The sequence below is a fragment of the Flavobacterium sp. N502536 genome, from assembly GCF_025947345.1.
Lineage (GTDB): Bacteria > Bacteroidota > Bacteroidia > Flavobacteriales > Flavobacteriaceae > Flavobacterium.
Genome location: NZ_CP110011.1, coordinates 2,494,626 through 2,515,166, shown reverse-complemented (window position 1 = coordinate 2,515,166; position 20,541 = coordinate 2,494,626). Strand labels below are relative to the sequence as shown.

The 20,541-nt window shown below is 41.2% G+C and carries 6 protein-coding genes; all 6 read right to left on the bottom strand.

Annotated elements, in window-relative coordinates; all coding sequences use genetic code 11:
- Window positions 1-10: 10 nt before the first annotated feature.
- The 6 genes from ruvA to OLM61_RS10840 all read right to left on the bottom strand — a co-directional run bounded on the left by ruvA (window position 11) and on the right by OLM61_RS10840 (window position 20,188).
- On the bottom strand, window positions 11-592 hold the full coding sequence (ruvA, locus tag OLM61_RS10865) for a Holliday junction branch migration protein RuvA (RefSeq protein ID WP_264526340.1): 582 nt from the start codon (window positions 590-592) through the stop codon (window positions 11-13).
- A gap of 77 nt (window positions 593-669) precedes the next feature.
- On the bottom strand, window positions 670-2,961 hold the full coding sequence (locus tag OLM61_RS10860; RefSeq protein WP_264526339.1) for an NADP-dependent malic enzyme: 2,292 nt from the start codon (window positions 2,959-2,961) through the stop codon (window positions 670-672).
- A gap of 158 nt (window positions 2,962-3,119) precedes the next feature.
- Entirely contained in the window at window positions 3,120-3,545 is a 426-nt protein-coding gene (locus OLM61_RS10855; RefSeq protein WP_264526338.1) for a CBS domain-containing protein, read from the bottom strand.
- 524 nt (window positions 3,546-4,069) lie between these two features.
- Entirely contained in the window at window positions 4,070-6,010 is a 1,941-nt protein-coding gene (locus OLM61_RS10850) for an OmpA family protein (RefSeq protein WP_264526337.1), read from the bottom strand.
- 11 nt (window positions 6,011-6,021) lie between these two features.
- Window positions 6,022-6,927, bottom strand: a complete 906-nt coding sequence (locus OLM61_RS10845; RefSeq protein WP_264526336.1) for a type IX secretion system membrane protein PorP/SprF — start codon at window positions 6,925-6,927, stop codon at window positions 6,022-6,024.
- Window positions 6,928-6,976: 49 nt separating this feature from the next.
- Window positions 6,977-20,188 carry an HYR domain-containing protein gene (locus tag OLM61_RS10840; RefSeq protein ID WP_264526335.1) on the bottom strand — a complete coding sequence of 4,404 codons (13,212 nt, stop codon included), beginning with the start codon at window positions 20,186-20,188 and terminating at the stop codon, window positions 6,977-6,979.
- Window positions 20,189-20,541 lie beyond the last annotated feature (353 nt).

Below are 20,541 nucleotides of genomic sequence, written 5' to 3'. Positions count from 1 at the left end.
TAAATTGGTTTTATAGGCTTTTTAATGCTTTTTTGATGATGGTTTCCACCGTAGCTTCTGGGTCTTCTTTTACGATTTTCTCCACTACTTTTTCAGAAGTTTTACGTACAAAACCTAAAACCTCCAAAGCAGATAACGCTTCATCTCGATTTGTATTGTTTTGAACGACCGAAACTTCGTCCAAATCGTACAATTTTAACACTTTTTCTTTTAAATCAAGTATAACTCTTTGTGCTGTTTTGTTTCCGATTCCTTTTATGGACTGGATTACGCCTACATCTCCAGAGGCAATAGCATTGATAATTTGTCTTGGTTCTATAGACGACAACATTGTTCTGGCAATGTTTGCTCCAATTCCGGAAACCGACAATAACATTCTGAATATTTCGCGCTCTGATTTTTCTACAAAACCAAATAATGTATGCGCATCTTCTTTGATTTGAAGATGCGTATACAATTTTATATTTTCTACATTGGGAATTAATGAAAAGGTATGTAAAGAAATGTTTACCTGGTACCCCACTCCGCCGCATTCAATTACGACATCTGTTGGATTTTTCTCTACTAATTTCCCCTGTAAATGTGCTATCATAGTATAATATATTAAGGTCAAATATAATAAAAATGCGTTAAAAATACGACAATATTATTGCAACCTTATTTTTTATACTATTTTGCTAATTTAATCTTTTTACTCTCTTTTTCCTGAGCGTCAATAACTGCAATTGCAGCCATATTTACCATCTCTTCAACGCTTGCTCCTAATTGGAAAATGTGAACTGGTTTACCCATTCCCATCATAATTGGTCCAATAGAGTTTACTTTATACAATTCCTTTAACATTTTATAGGTAATGTTAGCCGAATCTAAGTTAGGGAAGATCAAAGTATTCACTTTTTTACCTGCTAATTTAGAGAATGGAAATTTTTCTGCAAGCATTTCCTGATTCAATGCGAAATCGGCCTGAATTTCTCCGTCAACAATCATTTCCGGATGATTTTTATGCAGATAAGCTACAGCTTCTCTTACTTTTGATGCATTTGGACTTGTTGAAGATCCGAAATTTGAATAAGAAACCATTGCAATAACAGGCTCTACACCAAACATTTTAGCGGTTTTAGCGGTCATGATAGCAATGTTAATCAAATCTTCTGTTGAAGGGTTGATGTTAATTGCTGTATCAGACAAGAACATTGGTCCGCGTGACGTCAACATCATGTTGGCTGTAGCGATTAATGAAGCTCCCGGTGCTTTTTCAATCAGTTGTAACATTGGTTTTACTACCGTTGGATAACTTCTTGTATGACCAGTTACCAAAGCATCTGCTTCACCTTCATTCACCATCATAGCAGCAAAGTAGTTTCTTTCACGCATGAATTTTTGTGAATCCAATAACGAAACGCCTCTTCTTCCTCTTGTTTCCCAGTAAGAATTTGCAAATCGGTTACGTCTTCCTTCTTCTTCATTCGTTTTAGGATCGATGATCTCCAATTCTGCATCAAAACCTAATTCTTCTTTCAGCTCTAAAATAACTTCTTTGTTTCCTAGTAAAATTGGGAAACCAATTCCGTCCTCATGTACAATTTGCGCTGCTTTAAGTACGTTTAACTGATCTGCCTCAGCAAAAACAATTCTTTTAGGGCTTACTTTAGCACGGTTGGTAATCAAACGCACCATTTTATTATCGTTCCCCATACGTTCGCGAAGCACATCTTCATAAGCTGCCCAGTCTGTAATAGGATTTTTTGCTACTCCTGATTCCATTGCTGCTCTTGCAACTGCAGGCGCCACAACGGTAATCAATCTAGGGTCAAATGGTTTAGGGATGATATAATCGTTACCAAAACCTAATTTTGTTGCTCCGTAGGCTACGTTAACCTGCTCCGGTACCGGCTCTTTTGCCAAAATAGCTAATGCTTTTACCGCAGCCATTTTCATAGCTTCGTTTATTTTTGTAGCACGTACGTCTAATGCTCCTCTGAAAATATACGGAAAACCTAAAACGTTGTTTACCTGGTTAGGAAAGTCCGAACGTCCTGTAGCCATAATAACATCTTTACGAGTTTCTGTCGCTACGTTATAATCGATCTCCGGATTTGGATTTGCCATCGCAAAAACAATCGGATTCTCTTTCATGGTCAACAACATTGCAGGCGTCAGGATGTCTCCTGAAGATAATCCGATGAAAACATCAGCTCCTTTTACTGCTTCTGCCAAATCAACTTTAGGACCATCAACTGCATATTTCATTTGCAATTCTGATAGTGAAGGGTTGTCTTTTGTTAAAAGTCCTTTACTGTTAAACATCTTGATGTTCTTAACCTGAACTCCTAACAAAACATATAAATCAGTACAAGCAATCGCTGCAGAACCTGCACCCGAAACTACAACTTTTACATCTTCTGCTTTTTTTCCTGCCAATTCAAGGGCATTAATTAAAGCTGCTGACGAGATAATGGCTGTACCGTGCTGATCGTCGTGCATTACCGGAATGTCTAATTCTTCTACCAATCGTCTTTCGATTTCAAAAGATTCCGGTGCTTTAATGTCTTCCAGATTTATCCCTCCGAAAGTTGGGGCAATATTTTTTACGGTCTGAATAAATTCTTCAATATCTTTTGTACCGATTTCAATATCAAAAACATCAATATCAGAGAATATCTTAAACAATAATCCTTTCCCTTCCATTACAGGCTTAGAAGCCTCAGGGCCAATGTCTCCAAGTCCTAAAACTGCTGTACCGTTTGAGATTACGGCAACTAAATTACCTTTTGCTGTATATTTGTAAACGTCTTCTACGTTTGCTGCAATGTCTAAACATGGCTCTGCAACTCCTGGCGAATAAGCCAAAGACAAGTCTCTTTGGGTTGCATATTTTTTTGTTGGAACTACCTGAATTTTTCCTGGAGTTGGTTCTGAATGGTACAGTAACGCTTCTCTTCTTTTACTCTCTTTGTTCATTTATTTTAGCTTTTATTCTAGCTTACAAAGATATAAGTCTTGTTTTAAAATGGCCTATTTTTGCTACTTTCTTTTCTTAAAAATAAATTTTAGAGACCTCAAAAAAAATAGCCCAAAAAATTTTGGACTATTTAAAAGATTCTATTTTTTAGCTTGTTTTACTGCGAAATATAAGAGTTTAAATGATGTATCGTGTCTTTCTGAATTTCGATAATGGCCTTAACCACATCACTTATAGATATTATTCCTACTACGACTCCATCTTCTAAAACCGGTAAATGCCTGATTCTTTTGGTACTCATCAGTTCCATACAATCTTCAATATTATTTGAAAGTTTTACCGAGAAAATATTGCTTTCCATAATTTCATGCACAAAGGTTTCTTTTGATGATTTATCTTTTAAAACAATTTTTCGGGCATAATCCCTTTCAGACAATATTCCTTTTAAATCGGAACCATCAATAACAAGAATGGCTCCTATGTTTTTCTCTCCCATCACTTTTAAGGCTTCATAAACCGTTGTCGTTGAAAGAACTGAGTAAACATTTTTCCCTTTTGTGTTTAGTATTTGATCTACAGTCATATCTGAAAAATTTTAGATCTATAAAGTTAGAAAAAAATGTACACACACAACAGCGAAAACGATTTTTTAAAATCTAACTCATTCATTTTAAACAAAATAACTAATATTTTCTGTTTTATAAATTTTATGTTAAAGAAATGGATGAATTTTAAAACTTTTTTGCGAATTATATTACGTAAGGGATGTTTTTTTGCTCGCAGAGACGCTAAGGCGCAAAGTTTTTTATTGTTGGCTGTTGATGTCAATGCGTATTTTATACATCGTTTTGTCATTCCGAGGAACGAGGAATCTTAGGGAGTAACTCAACAACGTCATATACTTTGTGTCAGTTTCTTGTGGAGATTCCTCGTTCCTCGGAATGACAAGATTGCGAATAATTTGATAACAACAACAGCATACACTTTGTGTTAGTTTCTTGTGGAGATTCCTCGTTCCTCGGAATGACAAGATTGCGAATAATTTGATAATAACAAAAAGCCCTTTTCTAAGTTTTAGAAAAGGGCTTTTTTACTGTTTATTTTTGTTTACAAATTGGTGATTACAAACTCACTTCTTCTGTTGCGTTCGTGTTCTTCTTCGGTGCATTTTACACCATCAGAACAGTGGTTTACCAATTGTGTTTCACCGTAACCTTTTGCGGTTAATCGGGTTGGATCTACTCCTTTTTGAATCAGCCAGTTTCTAGTCGATTTGGCTCGTTTATCCGATAAAACCTGATTGTATTTCAAGGTTTGTCGACTGTCTGTATGAGAACGGATATCTAATTTTAAGGTTGGATACTGTTTTAGTATTTCGATAATTTTCTCCAGCTGATAAGCAGATTCTTTTTTAATAGTCGCTTTGTCCAGATCAAAATAAATAATCGGAATATCAAGTGTCTTGGCCAGATCGGTTCCAACTCCAATTGGTTTAACTCTCTTTTCGAGCTGAATTAGTAAGGTTGTTTTTCCAGAGTTTCTGTTTATGGTTACCGGGGTTTCTTTGCTTTCATAATCTGTTTTTGAAGCACGTACAAAATAATTTTTACCACATTTTACATTCGGAAAAATATAGTTTCCTTTTTCATCCGAAACAACTTCTGCTACGGCCTGGAAATTTTCATCAAACAATGCTACTTTGGTATTTGAAAGAACCACATTGGTTTCCAAATCGGTTATAGTACCCAGTAATTCCTGCTCGCAATTTAGTTTTCGTCTTTCGGTAAATCGGTAAACATCATCAAGTCCGTGGCCATTGTCTCTGTTGGAAGAGAAAAATCCGTTTCTGTTTTTACTGTTTATTACAAAAGCAAAATCGTCCTGTGGACTATTGATTGGTTCCCCTATGTTTTGTATTTCTTCAAAAGTGTCTTCTTTATTTATTTTTGCTACGAATACGTCAAGTCCGCCCAATCCAGGTCTTCCGTCGGTTGCGAAATAAAGTTCATTATCTTCTGAAATAAAAGGAAAGGTTTCTCTGCCTTCGGTATTGATTGCTGCGCCTAAATTTTGAGGTTTTCCAAAGGTTCCGTCACCGTTTATGGCTACTTTAAACAAGTCAGACTGGCCTAAGGTTCCCGGCATATCTGAAGCAAAATAAAGTGTTTTTTCGTCTAAACTTAAGGTTGGATGCGCTACACTATACTGATCGCTGTTGAACGGAAGTGCTTCTATATTTTTCCATTCCCCTTCAATTAGGTTTGCTTTATACAATTTTAATAAGGTGACTTTTTTCTCGTCTCTGCCTCTTTTCCCGTTTAAAAAATTATTTCGGGTAAAGTACATGGTTCGACCGTCTTTCGTGAAAACGGGTGTCGATTCGTTGAATTTTGTATTTACTTTTTTCTGAAAACGTTGTGGCGTTCCTATACTCCCGTCCGGCAACATCTCGGCGGTGTATAAATTGGTAAAGGAACTATTGGTCCATTTGAAATTTTTCTTTGCCACTCCTCCTGTATCCCGGGCGGAGGTAAAAACTAATTTATTGTCAAAGATGGTGCTTCCGTAATCTGAATATTTAGAGTTTATTCCGGCATCGGCAATTTCAAATCGTCCTGAATTTGCTTTTATGGCGCTTAAATAGTTCTTATTCGTTTCAAACAAAACCCCTCTTTTATCGGTTGCCTGTTTTTGATTGAATTTTTCTAATGTCGCATCTGCTTTCGTATAATTTCCGGCAGCTTTCAGACATTGTGCATATCGGTACAAGTATTCCGGCTCCTGCTGTTTGTTCATGCCAAACAATTCATCATACCACTTCAAAGCTTTTACGAGCTCTCCGTTAAAATAGTAGGAATTCCCAAGACGCTGAAACATTTTTTCGTCTTTATATCCTTTGTCAGCCACATTTTCATAGATTTTTATGGCATCGATATAAGCGTACTTTTCGTATTTGGCATCAGCATAATTTATTTTGCCGGTCTGTGCAATTGTATTTAGAAAAAGAAATAAAAAGGATAAGGTGTATAGTATTTTTTGGCTTTTCATAGAGGAACATTTTAGAAGAATCTTGGTGAGGTAATTCTATTATAATTATTAAGAAACTCAAAACGCAGGAAGATCTCATGTGATCCCGAATTGTATCTTCTTAAATTAGTGGTTTCATGATCGTAGCCATAACCAATATATAAACCATCTGTTACCTGAAAACCTGCCATTGCACTCAGCGAGGCACTCCAACGATAGGCCAATCCTACAACAAATTTATCATCGAACATAAAGTTAGCCGAAGCATCTACTTGTAAAGGCGCTCCCTGAACCATTTTGGTTAATATTGCCGGTTTGAATTTGATGTAATAGTCCAAATCAAAAACATAACCTGCCATTAAATAGTAGTTGATTTTATCTTTAAAAATTGCCGTATCATCATCATTGAAACGATTGGTTTCGATAAAATTCGGAATCGACAATCCTACATAGGCTTTATCAGAATGCCAATACACTCCGGCTCCAATGTTAGGTGTAATTCTATTGTTTAGATTCTGAAATTGCGGATCTCCCTGATTTTCGGGATTCAATTTGTTGATATCCAAATTAAAAAGATTCGCCGTGGCTTTTATTCCAAAAGAAAGCTTAAAAGTTTCTGAGGTTGGAACACTATAAGACAAATCGGTTGATAAAGTGTTCTCGTTGGTAGGTCCAATTTTATCGTTTACTAAAGAAACTCCTAATCCTAAGTTACTGTTGTTTAGAGGAGTATTGATGGAAAAAGTACTGGTTTCGGGTGCTCCGTCCAGTCCAATCCATTGTGTACGGTACAACCCAAAAACACTTAATGCACCACGGGAGCCCGCATAAGCAGGGTTTATTGCGATGGTATTGTACATGTATTGTGTGTATTGCGCATCTTGCTGAGCCGAACACACAACCGAAAATAACAGGAACATTAAAATTATCTTTTTCATTTGAATGGCTTTTAAGAAGCGGCCCGGAAGTGTCAGGCCGCCGTAATTTTTACTTGTTGATATATAAATAACCCGATTGTTCATGCGGATTCGATTCGTTGTCTCTGTATTTCAGGATGTAGAAATAAGTTCCAACCGGCAATCCTTCAGATTGTTTTATAGTGGTACGACCTTCTGAGAAACCTTTAAAAACACGATCTTCATTGTTGTAGTTGTCCATTTCAAAGACCAAAACTCCCCAACGGTTGTATATTTCAACCGTATTACTTGGATAACATTCCAATCCTTGAATATAGAAACGTTCGTTTTTAGAATCTCCATTTGGTGAGAATGCATTAAAGACTTTTATCACACAACCCGTTAAATCCAATACGGTAGGTTTGTCTTCCAGGTTGCTTTCATCATCTGAAATATCATCGACCACAACTCCTTTACCGCTTCGTCCCTGAACGCTCGCCTGATTGCTTACTTTACCTTTATTGATATCATTTTGTGTGATTTTATAAGTAGCGGTAAAATTGTGTTCATCAGATTCGTTTACCTCTAAAGTAATTGCCTGTCCTGAAACTACAACTCCCGGTAATGGGTCAGAAATCATAACACCTGTTAATCGTACGTTTCCGGTATTGGTTACTTTAAATTTGTACGTAATGGTTTCACCGGCATTTGCAAATCCGCTTCCGTTTTCATCATTAAATACTGCTGTTTTAATTACTGCAATAGCAGGAACTTCAACAAAAACAGTTAGCGTAGCGGTACCACAATTCGTTGGATGCGCTTTTTCGCAAACCTGATAATTTAAGCTGTAATTTCCACCCGGAGTATTTGGTTTTACATTTACAGTTCCATCTGAATTAAATTCAAAATAAGGGTTTTTAGACAGATCTGTAAGTGTAACATCTGAAGGATTAATTGGTAAACCTTTCAATAAATCATTGCCTAAAACATTGATAAATTCAAGAGAACCATTTATCCCGTCAACATTTACAATACCATCATTTACAACCACAATCTTCACAAATGGTAGTGGAGGATCAGGGTCTACAATATTAATTACCGTAATCTTCGCAACCGCCTGACTGCAATTCGTTGGGTTTAAAGCTTCACAAATTTGATACGTTATTTCATATGTTCCAGATGCTGTTCCCGGTTTTACTTCAATTGTACCATCCGCTTTTAAAGTCAAATTCGGATTTGGAACAACGGTCGTTAAGATAACCGTTGAAGGATTCAGCAACACACCGTTTAAAGTATCATTTTGAAAAATACTTGTTGTCGAGCTTTGTCCCTTACTGCTGTCAACAGTTCCGGCGTTATCATTATTTGCTTTTATAACCGCTCCTGTTACCGGAACATAACTTTTTACAGTGGCACAGTTTGTTGGATTCAGATATTCGCAAATACTGTATTCAACTTCGTATTTCCCTATCGGAGTTCCTGCTTTTACAGTTACTGTTCCGTCTGCATTTAAAGTTAATCCTGCTGGAACATTTATGCCTTTTAAAATTACTCCTCCCGGACTATTTTTAATCACTGCCGGATTTCCGTTCAAAGTATCATTATTTAACAATGAAGCAGTGGTTCCTCCAACACTTCCATTTATCGAAGGTGTAGTTTCCGTCAGTGCGTTAATCGCTCCATTTCCAACTATAACAGTAGCTGTAGCAGAAGCACAGTTTTTAGGTGTTGCTCCTTCTTCGCAGATTTCATACGTGATTTGGTAAGTACCCGATACTGTGTTTGGATCTAAGGTTAATTTACCATCAGCGTCAATACTCAAAGGCCCTGTTTTGATTGGGGTTACATTGGTATTGGCAGCTGTTACTGCTATTCCATTTAAGGTGTCATTTCCTGTTACGTTTCCAACGGTAGTGGCTACTGTTGTACCTGGTGTTTGTACCGGATAGGTAGTATCATCATTGGCTACAATTGGATTTTTAACTTCAACTGTTGCTGTAGCAGAAGCACAATTTTTTGGTGTTGCTCCTTCTTCACAGATTTCATAAGTGATTTGGTAAGTACCCGATACCGTGTTTGGATCTAAGGTTAATTTACCATCAGCGTCAATGCTCAATGGTCCCGTTTTGATTGGGGTTACATTGGTATTGGCAGCGGTTACTGCTACTCCGTTTAAGGTGTCATTTCCTGTTACGTTCCCAACGGTAGTGGCTACTGTTGTACTTGGTACTTGTACCGGATACGTATTGTCATCGTTGGCTACAATTGGGTTTTTAACTTCAACTGTTGCTGTTGCAGAAGCACAGTTTTTAGGTGTTGCTCCTTCTTCGCAGATTTCATACGTGATTTGGTAAGTACCCGATACCGTGTTCGGATCTAAGGTTAATTCACCATCAGCGTCAATGCTCAATGGTCCCGTTTTGATTGGGGTTACATTGGTATTGGCAGCTGTTACTACTACTCCATTTAAGGTATCATTTCCTGTTACGCTTCCAACGGTAGTGGCTACTGTTGTACCTGGTGTTTGTACTGGATACGTATTGTCATCGTTGGCTACAATTGGGTTTTTAACTTCAACTGTTGCTGTTGCAGAAGCACAGTTTTTAGGTGTTGCTCCTTCTTCGCAGATTTCATACGTAATTTGGTAAGTACCCGATACCGTATTTGAATCTAAGGTTAATTTACCTTCAGCGTCAATGCTCAATGGTCCTGTTTTGATTGGGGTTACATTGGTATTGGCTGCGGTTACTGCTACTCCGTTTAAGGTATCATTTCCTGTTACGTTTCCAACGGTAGTGGCTACTGTTGTACTTGGTGTTTGTACCGGATAAGTATTGTCATCGTTGGCTACAAGAGGATTTTTAACTTCAACTGTTGCTGTTGCAGAAGCACAGTTTTTAGGTGTTGCTCCTTCTTCGCAGATTTCATACGTGATTTGGTAAGTACCCGATACCGTGTTTGGATCTAAGGTTAATTTACCATCAGCGTCAATGCTCAATGGTCCTGTTTTGATTGGAGTTACATTGGTATTGGCAGCTGTTACTACTACTCCGTTTAAAGTATCATTTCCTGTTACGTTTCCAACGGTAGTGGCTACTGTTGTACCTGGTGTTTGTACCGGATAGGTATTGTCATCATTGGCTACAATTGGGTTTTCAACTATAATAGTAACCGTCGCTGTCGCACAATTTGTTGTTGAATTTAAAACTTCACAAATTTGATAATCGAAAGTATAAGTTCCTGATGGCGTATTTGACTTAACCGTAACGGCTCCTGTATTGGTATCGAAACTTAAAGCTGAAGGTAAGGTTGTAACCAGAGTAGTTATAACTTCATTGCTAACTACACTTTTACAATTCAAAGAATCATTATCCAAAACACTTGGAACCGCAATTCCCCCTAGAACACCATTAAATGATGTTACACGGTCTTCAATTGCTTTGATTGGTCCTATTACTTTCACCGTTTGAGTACAAGTCTCAATATTTCCAGCAGCATCAGTAGCTGTCCAAGTTACCGTAGTAATACCTATTGGGAAGCTTGATGGTGCATTATTAGTTACCGTTACTACTCCTGAACAATTGTCTGAAGTTACTGGAGTACCTAAAACAACTCCGGTAGCCGTACATGAACCTGCATCTGCCAAGACAGTAACATTTGCTGGGCAAGTGATTGTTGGTTTCTGCGTGTCGCTAACCGTTACCGTTTGAGTACAAGTTTGTGTATTTCCTGCAGCATCAGTAGCGGTCCACGTTACGGTTGTGATTCCGATTGGGAAGCTTGATGGTGCATTATTAGTTACAGTTACAACTCCTGAACAATTGTCTGAAGTTACTGGAGTTCCTAAAACAACTCCGGTAGCCGTACATGAACCTGCATCTGCCACAGCAGTAACATTTGCCGGACAAGTGATGGTTGGTTTTTGAGTGTCGCTAACGGTTACCGTTTGAGTACAAGTTTGTGTATTTCCGGCAGCATCAGTCGCTGTCCAGGTTACGGTTGTTGTTCCGATTGGGAAGCTTGATGGCGCATTATTAGTCACTGTCACAACTCCAGAGCAATTGTCTGAAGTCACTGGAGTACCTAAAGCAACTCCGGTAGCAACGCATGAACCAGCATCTGCCACAGCAGTAACATTTGCCGGACAAGTGATGGTTGGTTTTTGTGTATCGCTTACCGTTACGGTTTGAGTACAAGTTTGGGTATTTCCTGCAGCATCAGTAGCCGTCCACGTTACCGTAGTGGTACCAATTGGGAAGCTTGATGGTGCATCGTTAGTTACAGTTACAACTCCTGAGCAGTTATCGCTCGTGGTTGGAGTTCCTAAAACAACTCCGGTAGCCGTACATGAATTAGCATCAGCCACAGCAGTAACATTTGCTGGGCAAGTGATTGTTGGTTTCTGCGTGTCGCTAACCGTTACCGTTTGAGTACAAGTTTGTGTATTTCCTGCAGCATCAGTAGCGGTCCACGTTACGGTTGTGATTCCGATTGGGAAGCTTGATGGTGCATTATTAGTTACAGTTACAACTCCTGAACAATTGTCTGAAGTTACTGGAGTTCCTAAAACAACTCCGGTAGCCGTACATGAACCTGCATCTGCCACAGCAGTAACATTTGCCGGACAAGTGATGGTTGGTTTTTGAGTGTCGCTAACGGTTACCGTTTGCCTACAAGTTTGTGTATTTCCGGCAGCATCAGTCGCTGTCCAGGTTACGGTTGTTGTTCCGATTGGGAAGCTTGATGGCGCATTATTAGTCACTGTCACAACTCCAGAGCAATTGTCTGAAGTCACTGGAGTACCTAAAGCAACTCCGGTAGCCGTACATGAACCAGCATCTGCCACAGCAGTAACATTTGCCGGACAAGTAATTGTTGGTTTCTGCGTGTCGCTAACGGTTACGGTTTGCGTACAAGTTTGTGTATTTCCGGCAGCATCAGTAGCAGTCCAGGTTACGGTAGTTGTTCCGATTGGGAAGCTTGATGGTGCGTTATTCGTTACGGTTACTACTCCTGAGCAGTTATCGCTCGTAGTTGGAGTTCCTAAAGCAACTCCGGTAGCCGTACATGAACCAGCATCTGCCACAGCAGTAACATTTGCCGGACAAGTGATGGTTGGTTTTTGAGTATCACTAACCGTCACGGTTTGCGTACAAGTCTGGGTATTTCCAGCAGCATCAGTAGCCGTCCAGGTTACGGTTGTGATTCCGATTGGGAAGCTTGATGGTGCATCGTTGGTTACGGTTACAACTCCAGAGCAGTTATCGCTTGTGGTTGGAGTACCTAAAGCAACTCCGGTAGCCGTACATGAACCTGCATCGGCCACAGCAGTAACATTTGCCGGACAAGTGATGGTTGGTTTCTGAGTATCGCTAACGGTTACCGTTTGCGTACAAGTTTGTGTATTTCCGGCAGCATCAGTAGCCGTCCACGTTACGGTTGTTGTTCCGATTGGGAAGCTTGATGGTGCATCGTTAGTTACTGTTACTACTCCCGAACAGTTATCGCTCGTGGTTGGAGTGCCTAAAACAACTCCGGTAGCAGCGCATGAATTAGCATCAGCCACAGCAGTAACATTTGCCGGACAAGTGATGGTTGGTTTTTGAGTATCGTTTACCGTTACGGTTTGCGTACAAGTCTGGGTATTTCCGGCAGCATCAGTAGCCGTCCAGGTTACAGTTGTTGTTCCGATTGGGAAGCTTGATGGCGCATCGTTAGTTACGGTTACAACTCCTGAACAATTGTCTGAAGTCACTGGAGTACCTAAAGCAACTCCGGTAGCAGTACAAGAATTAGCATCAGCCACAGCAGTAACATTTGCCGGACAAGTGATGGTTGGTTTTTGAGTATCGCTAACTGTTACGGTTTGAGTACAAGTCTCAGTATTTCCTGCCACATCAGTAGCGGCCCAGGTTACAGTTGTTATTCCGATTGGGAAGCTTGATGGTGCATCGTTAGTTACAGTTACTACTCCTGAACAATTATCGCTCGTAGTTGGAGTACCTAAAACAACTCCGGTAGCAGTACAAGAACCTGCATCTGCCACAGCAGTAACATTTGCCGGACAAGTGATGGTTGGTTTTTGAGTGTCGTTTACCGTTACAGTTTGAGTACAAGTCTGTGTATTTCCAGCAGCATCAGTAGCCGTCCAGGTTACAGTTGTGATTCCGATTGGGAAACTTGATGGTGCATTGTTGGTTACGGTTACTACTCCTGAACAATTGTCTGAAGTTACTGGAGTTCCTAAAGCAACTCCGGTAGCAACGCATGAACCTGCATCAGCCACAGCAGTAACATTCGCCGGGCAAGTGATGGTTGGTTTCTGCGTATCGCTAACTGTTACGGTTTGAGTACAAGTCTCAATATTTCCTGCCACATCAGTAGCCGTCCACGTTACGGTTGTGATTCCGATTGGGAAGCTTGATGGTGCATTGTTAGTCACCGTTACTACTCCTGAGCAGTTATCGCTCGTGGTAGGAGTACCTAAAGTAACTCCGGTAGCAACGCATGAATTAGCATCAGCCACAGCAGTAACATTTGCCGGACAAGTGATGGTTGGTTTCTGCGTATCGCTAACTGTTACGGTTTGAGTACAAGTCTGTGTATTTCCAGCAGCATCAGTAGCCGTCCAGGTTACGGTAGTGGTACCGATTGGGAAGCTTGATGGCGCGTTATTAGTTACTGTTATTGTTCCTGAGCAGTTATCGCTCGTAGTTGGAGTTCCTAAAGCAACTCCGGTAGCAACACATGAACCTGCATCTGCCACAGCAGTAACATTTGCCGGACAAGTGATGGTTGGTTTTTGAGTATCACTAACCGTCACGGTTTGCGTACAAGTCTGGGTATTTCCAGCAGCATCAGTAGCCGTCCAGGTTACGGTTGTTATTCCGATCGGGAAGCTTGATGGCGCGTTATTAGTCACTGTTATTACTCCAGAGCAATTATCGCTCGTGGTTGGAGTGCCTAAAGCAACTCCGGTAGCCGTACAAGAATTAGCATCAGCCACAACAGTAACATTTGCAGGACAAGTAATTGTTGGCTTCTGAGTATCGCTAACCGTTACCGTTTGAGTACAAGTTTGTGTATTTCCGGCAGCATCAGTAGCAGTCCAGGTTACAGTTGTTGTTCCGATTGGGAAGCTTGATGGTGCGTTATTAGTCACTGTCACAACTCCTGAACAATTGTCTGAAGTCACTGGAGTACCTAAAACAACTCCGGTAGCAGCACATGAATTAGCATCTGCCACAGCAGTAACATTCGCCGGACAAGTGATGGTTGGTTTCTGCGTATCGCTAACGGTTACCGTTTGCGTACAAGTCTGGGTATTTCCGGCAGCATCAGTAGCCGTCCAGGTTACGGTTGTGATTCCGATTGGGAAGCTTGATGATGCATCGTTAGTTACTGTTATTGTTCCAGAGCAGTTATCGCTCGTAATTGGAGTGCCTAAAACAACTCCCGTAGCAGCACATGAACCTGCATCAGCCACAGCAGTAACATTTGCCGGACAAGTGATGGTTGGTTTCTGCGTATCGCTAACCGTTACGGTTTGAGTACAAGTTTGTGTATTTCCGGCAGCATCTGTAGCAGTCCAAGTTACGGTGGTTACTCCTATTGGGAAGCTTGATGGCGCATTATTAGTCACCGTTACTACTCCTGAACAATTGTCTGAAGTCACTGGAGTACCTAAAACAACTCCGGTAGCAGCACAAGAATTAGCATCAGCCACGGCAGTAACATTTGCCGGACAAGTAATTGTTGGCTTCTGAGTATCGCTAACTGTTACCGTTTGAGTACAAGTTTGTGTATTTCCGGCAGCATCAGTAGCCGTCCAGGTTATGGTTGTTGTTCCTATTGGGAAGCTTGATGGTGCATTATTAGTCACCGTTACTACTCCAGAGCAGTTATCGCTTGTGGTTGGAGTGCCTAAAGCAACTCCCGTAGCAACACATGAACCTGCATCTGCCACAGCAGTAACATTTGCCGGACAAGTAATCGTTGGTTTTTGAGTGTCGCTAACTGTTACAGTTTGAGTACAAGTTTGTGTATTTCCGGCAGCATCAGTAGCTGTCCACGTTACAGTGGTTACTCCTATTGGGAAGCTTGATGGCGCATTATTAGTCACCGTTACAACTCCCGAACAATTATCGCTCGTAGTTGGAGTTCCTAAAGCAACTCCCGTAGCCGTACATGAACCTGCATCTGCCACAGCAGTAACATTTGCCGGGCAAGTGATCGTTGGTTTTTGAGTGTCGCTAACTGTTACGGTTCTCGTAGCAATTGCATCAGCACAACCTCCTGTTCCGGTTACGGTATAAGTTATTGTTGCTGTTCCAAATGCTTTTCCTGTAATTATCCCGGCAGCATCTACTGTAGCGACTGTTGTATTACTGCTTGACCAGCTTCCTCCACTCGTCCCGTTTGAGGTAAATGTTGTTGTTGCTCCAACACAGATTTCCTGTGTTCCTGATAAAATTCCTGCATTTGGTGCAGTGGTTACTGTTACCGTTCTCGTAGCTGTTGCATTAGCACAACCTCCTGTTCCGGTTACTGTATAGGTAATTGTAGCGGTTCCGGCTGAAACTCCGGTAACTACTCCTGTTGAACTATTTACAGTTGCAACTCCGGTAGCACTGCTTGACCAGCTTCCACCTGTATCTCCGTTTGAAGTAAACGTAGTCGTTCCGGCAACACAAATATTTTGAGTTCCTGATAAAGTCCCTGCATTTGGTGCAGTAGTTACGGTTACCGTTCTGGTAGCTGTTGCATTGGCACAACCTCCTGTTCCGGTTACTGTATAGGTAATTGTAGCTGTTCCGGCTGAAACTCCAGTGATTGCTCCTGTTGAACTATTTACAGTTGCAACTCCTGTAGCACTGCTTGACCAGCTTCCGCCTGTATCTCCGTTTGAAGTAAATGTAGTCGTTCCGGCAACACAAATGTTTTGAGCTCCTGATAAAGTCCCTGCATTTGGTGCAGTAGTTACGGTTACCGTTCTGGTAGCTGTTGCATTGGCACAACCTCCTGTTCCGGTTACTGTATAGGTAATTGTAGCAGTTCCGGCTAAAACTCCGGTAACTACTCCTGTTGAACTATTTACAGTTGCAACTCCTGTAGCACTGCTTGACCAGCTTCCGCCTGTATTTCCGTTTGAAGTAAATGTAGTCGTTCCAGAAACACAGATGTTTTGAGCTCCTGATAAAGTTCCTGCATTTGGTGCAGTAGTTACGGTTACCGTTCTGGTAGCTGTTGCATTAGCACAACCTCCTGTTCCAGTTACGGTGTATGTGATTGTAGCGGTTCCGGCTGAAACTCCGGTAACTACTCCTGTTGAACTATTTACAGTTGCAACTCCGGTAGCACTGCTTGACCAGCTTCCGCCTGTATCTCCGTTTGAAGTAAATGTAGTCGTTCCGGCAACACAGATATTTTGAGTTCCTGATAAAGTACCTGCATTTGGCGCAGCAGTTACTGTTACCGTTCTGGTAGCTGTTGCATTAGCACAACCTCCTGTTCCGGTTACTGTATAGGTAATTGTAGCGGTTCCGGCTGTAACTCCGGTAACTACTCCTGTTGAACTATTTACAGTTGCAACTCCGGTAGCACTGCTTGACCAGCTTCCGCCTGTATTTCCGTTTGAAGTAAACGTAGTCGTTCCGGCAACACAGATATTTTGAGTTCCTGATAAAGTACCTGCATTTGGAGCGGCAGTTACCGTTACCGTTCTGGTAGCTGTTGCATTGGCACAACCTCCTGTTCCGGTTACTGTATAGGTAATTGTAGCGGTTCCGGCTGTAACTCCAGTGATTACTCCCGTTGAACTATTTACTGTTGCAACTCCGGTAGCACTACTTGACCAGCTTCCATTTGAATTTCCATTGGTAGTAAACGTAGTGGTTCCGCCAACACAAATATTTTGAGTCCCTGATAAAGTACCTGCATTTGATGCAGTGGTTACTGTTACAGCTCCATTTATTGTAACAGCCGCACAAGGTGCTGTATGTCCAACTGTTGTAATGGTATAAGTACCGCTGGCTGTTGGTGTTCCCGAAATAGTTATTGTTTTTGCATTGGAATCAACAGTAGCCGACAAACCTGCCGGTAAATTTGATGCCGTAGCATTGGTGGCACTTCCTCCAAAAGTATAAACGGCACTTGGAATTGCTGTTCCATTACAAATTGTCGGATTTTGTGTCCCACTGGTAAATGCAATTGTAGAGGCTGTATTTACAACCGCTGCAACCGCAACTCTTGAAGCCGAAGGACAGCCTTCTGCTGAAACAGCTTCTACATAATAAGTAGTGGTAGCTGATAAACTTGGCGTGGTAAAACTCGCTCCTGTTTTTAATGATGTCCCTCCTGTTGAATTAGCATACCAGTTGATAGTTGCTCCTGCTGATGCTGTTGCATTTAACGTTAATGTTCCTGCACCACATCTGGAATCCTGTGTTGTAGCATCTATTGTTGGTCTTGTATTTATTGTAGCTATAACCGCCGTTCTCGTTCCTGTAGTACATCCATTTCCGGTTGCATCTACATAATAAGTCGTCGTAGTTGATAAGTTAGGTGTAATAAAGCTAGTTCCGGTTGCCAATGCTGTACCACCTGTAGGAGCAGCATACCAGCTAATTGTTCCTAACGAAGCAGTAGCTCCTAAGGTTACCGATCCCGCATCACATTGTGCAGCCGGTGTTGTTCCGGTGATGGTTGGTATTGCATTGATCACAAAATTTGTAGCTGTTCTACAGTTTCCAATACCCGGGCAAGCCGCATAAAAGGTGGTGGTTCCTGCTGTACTTGTATTTGTCAAACCTGATCCCGCAACCCCTACCGGATTAAAAGAGGCACCTGTAAATATTGGTGTTAAACTTAAAGCCGATGTGTACCACTCTATAGCAGCCGAATTTGAACAGGTAGAAGTAGCCGTTAATGTCCCACTACCTCCCTGACAAATCGAAACTCCTGTAGTTGTTGGTGCTCCCGCAACCGAATTGATTGTCATACTTGCAGTAGGAGCCGAAGTACATCCCTGAGCATTTGTCGTGGTCACTACATAGCTGTTTGGTACTAATCCCGAGAAAATACCTGTTGTATTGTTTACTGGTGCCGTTACCGGATTTGTTCCTCTTAAGGTGTAACTGATTCCCGGCCCCGGTGCAGGAGTGTTTACTGTTATTCTTCCTGTTGGTGTAAGACAAGTAGATTGCACCACTGTAGCGGTTGGCGTTGCCGGCAAAGGTAAAATGGTGATATCATCCACCGTTTCTCCACTGCCTTTAAAGTTTGTTCCGGCAACGTTGGCCTGATTTACCCCTTCATAGGTTTTATTTGCAGAACCATAAGCGTTTGTAAATGCTGTAATTCTTCTGTTTGGATTTGCCGTTGTACGTGTCGGATCCAGGTACAAAGCCTGTGCATTAGCACTATAGGTTCCCGCAGCAATAGACGCCGCTACTTTTCCTGTTAAGGTAATAGTAACCACTCCATTTTGCGCAATATTAAAGCCTCCGAATAACGGATTATTAGCTGTAGCTGTATTGGTCAATATTCCCGAAGGACCTGTCGCTTCCGCAGAATAAGTTGCTGTAGCAGTATCAAACTCAATACCTGTTGGAAAAAGAAAGTCTAAAAAGACTCCTGCAGCATTTCCTGCTCCCGTATTTTTAATCTGAATTTCATAGGAAACTTTCTCTCCTATAGCATTACAAGCTGATGCAGTTGATAATGCTTTTACTTTGGTTTCCAAAGATGGAAAACAATTGGAATTCACTTGTAAGTTTGGCGGCACGTCTTGTGATGTAAAAGTTGATGCGCTACCGGCTGTTCCTGCTGCAGCTCCGTTTGCGATTCCTGCACCTCCATTAGATTTTCCTGAAACCCCTCCTAGTACACTGGTCGTAACCGTTACGGTACCGGTAAGATTGTGACGGATCATTCCACCACCACCACCACCACCAGGTCCGTGTGAATTGTTATTATCATTTTCTGTATTTCCTCCTGCACCTCCATCGGCTTCTATTCTGATCGTTGCAGTACTAGTGTTCGAGATATTCAATAATACAGTTCCTCCGGCTCCACCACCTCCGGCTCCATCGGGTGATCCCGAAAAAGTACCTGGTGCTCCTTTTCCTCCATTGGCATAAATATTACCTGTTCCCTGAACTGTCCCTGCGTTGATAAGAATAATGGCTCCACCGACACCTCCTTTTACACCGGTTGAGGCATTGTTAGCATCTCCGGCACCTCCACCGCCTCCCATGACCAATTTTGGAAAGGGAGTTGCCGTAATATAAGATCTGAAACCCGGTCTTCCGCCTCCAGTCAAAGGAAGAACATTTCCTCCTCCACCTTGCCAGCCTGCACCACCTAAGCCTCCGAATCCGCCATTACCACCACCACCGCCTCCGGAATTATGGTCATTTCCACCGCCTCCGGCATTAGCAGGAGCTCCTCTACCTGACGATCCGCCAGGCATTCCTTCCACTAAATTATCAACCTGATTAAATCCATCCCACATATAGCGAGGGGTTCCGGCTATTCCTTCCCCTTTTCCTGAAATTGTATTATCACCTGATAAGCCAACATAAGTTGTAGCATTATTAAGATTAGAATCAGCTTTTGGGCTATAACCACCTCTAAAACCTCTGGCATTTCCATCAATCGAAAATCCGGCAAAATTGAATGTACCGGAAACATTAAAAGCAATAACTCCTCCGGCAACACCGTTAAAAGGCGGTGTAGTAATCGAAGAAGTAAGTGTTAAATTAGAATATTGTGGTACTCTGACAATTTGAAAAGTTCTTTTCCCTCTGGTCGTTGTAGCATCTGCATTATAAAAACTATTCAGGGTTCCACCATTTGTTCCAGTACCCTTAAACGTTAAATTCCCACCAGTTAGCGGGACACTATTAGTTGCAATTACATATTCAAAAACTCCCGTATTACCAAGAGAAGTAAATCCTGTTCCTCCTAAATTATCCGGCCCACTGTTTGAAGTTCCTGAACCATAACTGGTTGTATTGGTATAGTCTATTGTAGCATCCTGCATTTGAATAATCAAAATCAAATCTCCTACCGAAATTGGGGTTGCCCCAAAATTGTTAGAATATTGATCTGTTGCCGGTACTGCTCCCAATACTATCGATTGGGTTCCTGCATTCAATGTAATATTACCCGAAATAGGGAAATACGTATTTACAGAACTTGATACGGTAACAGGTCCGTCACCTCCTGGTGTACCACAAACTTGTGAAAACGCAGGTAATGATGTTAATCCAAAAAACAAAACAAAAAAGATCTGCTTCAAAAAATTAAACTTGTTAAAAGTAAAGTTATACATAAAATAGTGGGGTTTTAGAAATGGAAATATCCGCTGCCGAAAAACCAACAGGGGTATTCAGCATACAGAATAGATACGGAAAAATAATAGTAATGGATTTTTGAAGTCTTAAAAAAAACTTCTTAAAGGCTTTATCAAAAAAAGATAGCGTTTGGACCATAGGTATTTAGGTTCAAGACACAAATTGTCTCTGGTTAAATTATGTAGTTTTGGAGGCGCGAAAATATGCAAACAACTGTCTATCAGCTACATTTTTCGATAAACTACCCAGATTAACGTTAAACAACACTTTTTGCCGACCGTAATACTCTTTTGACTAC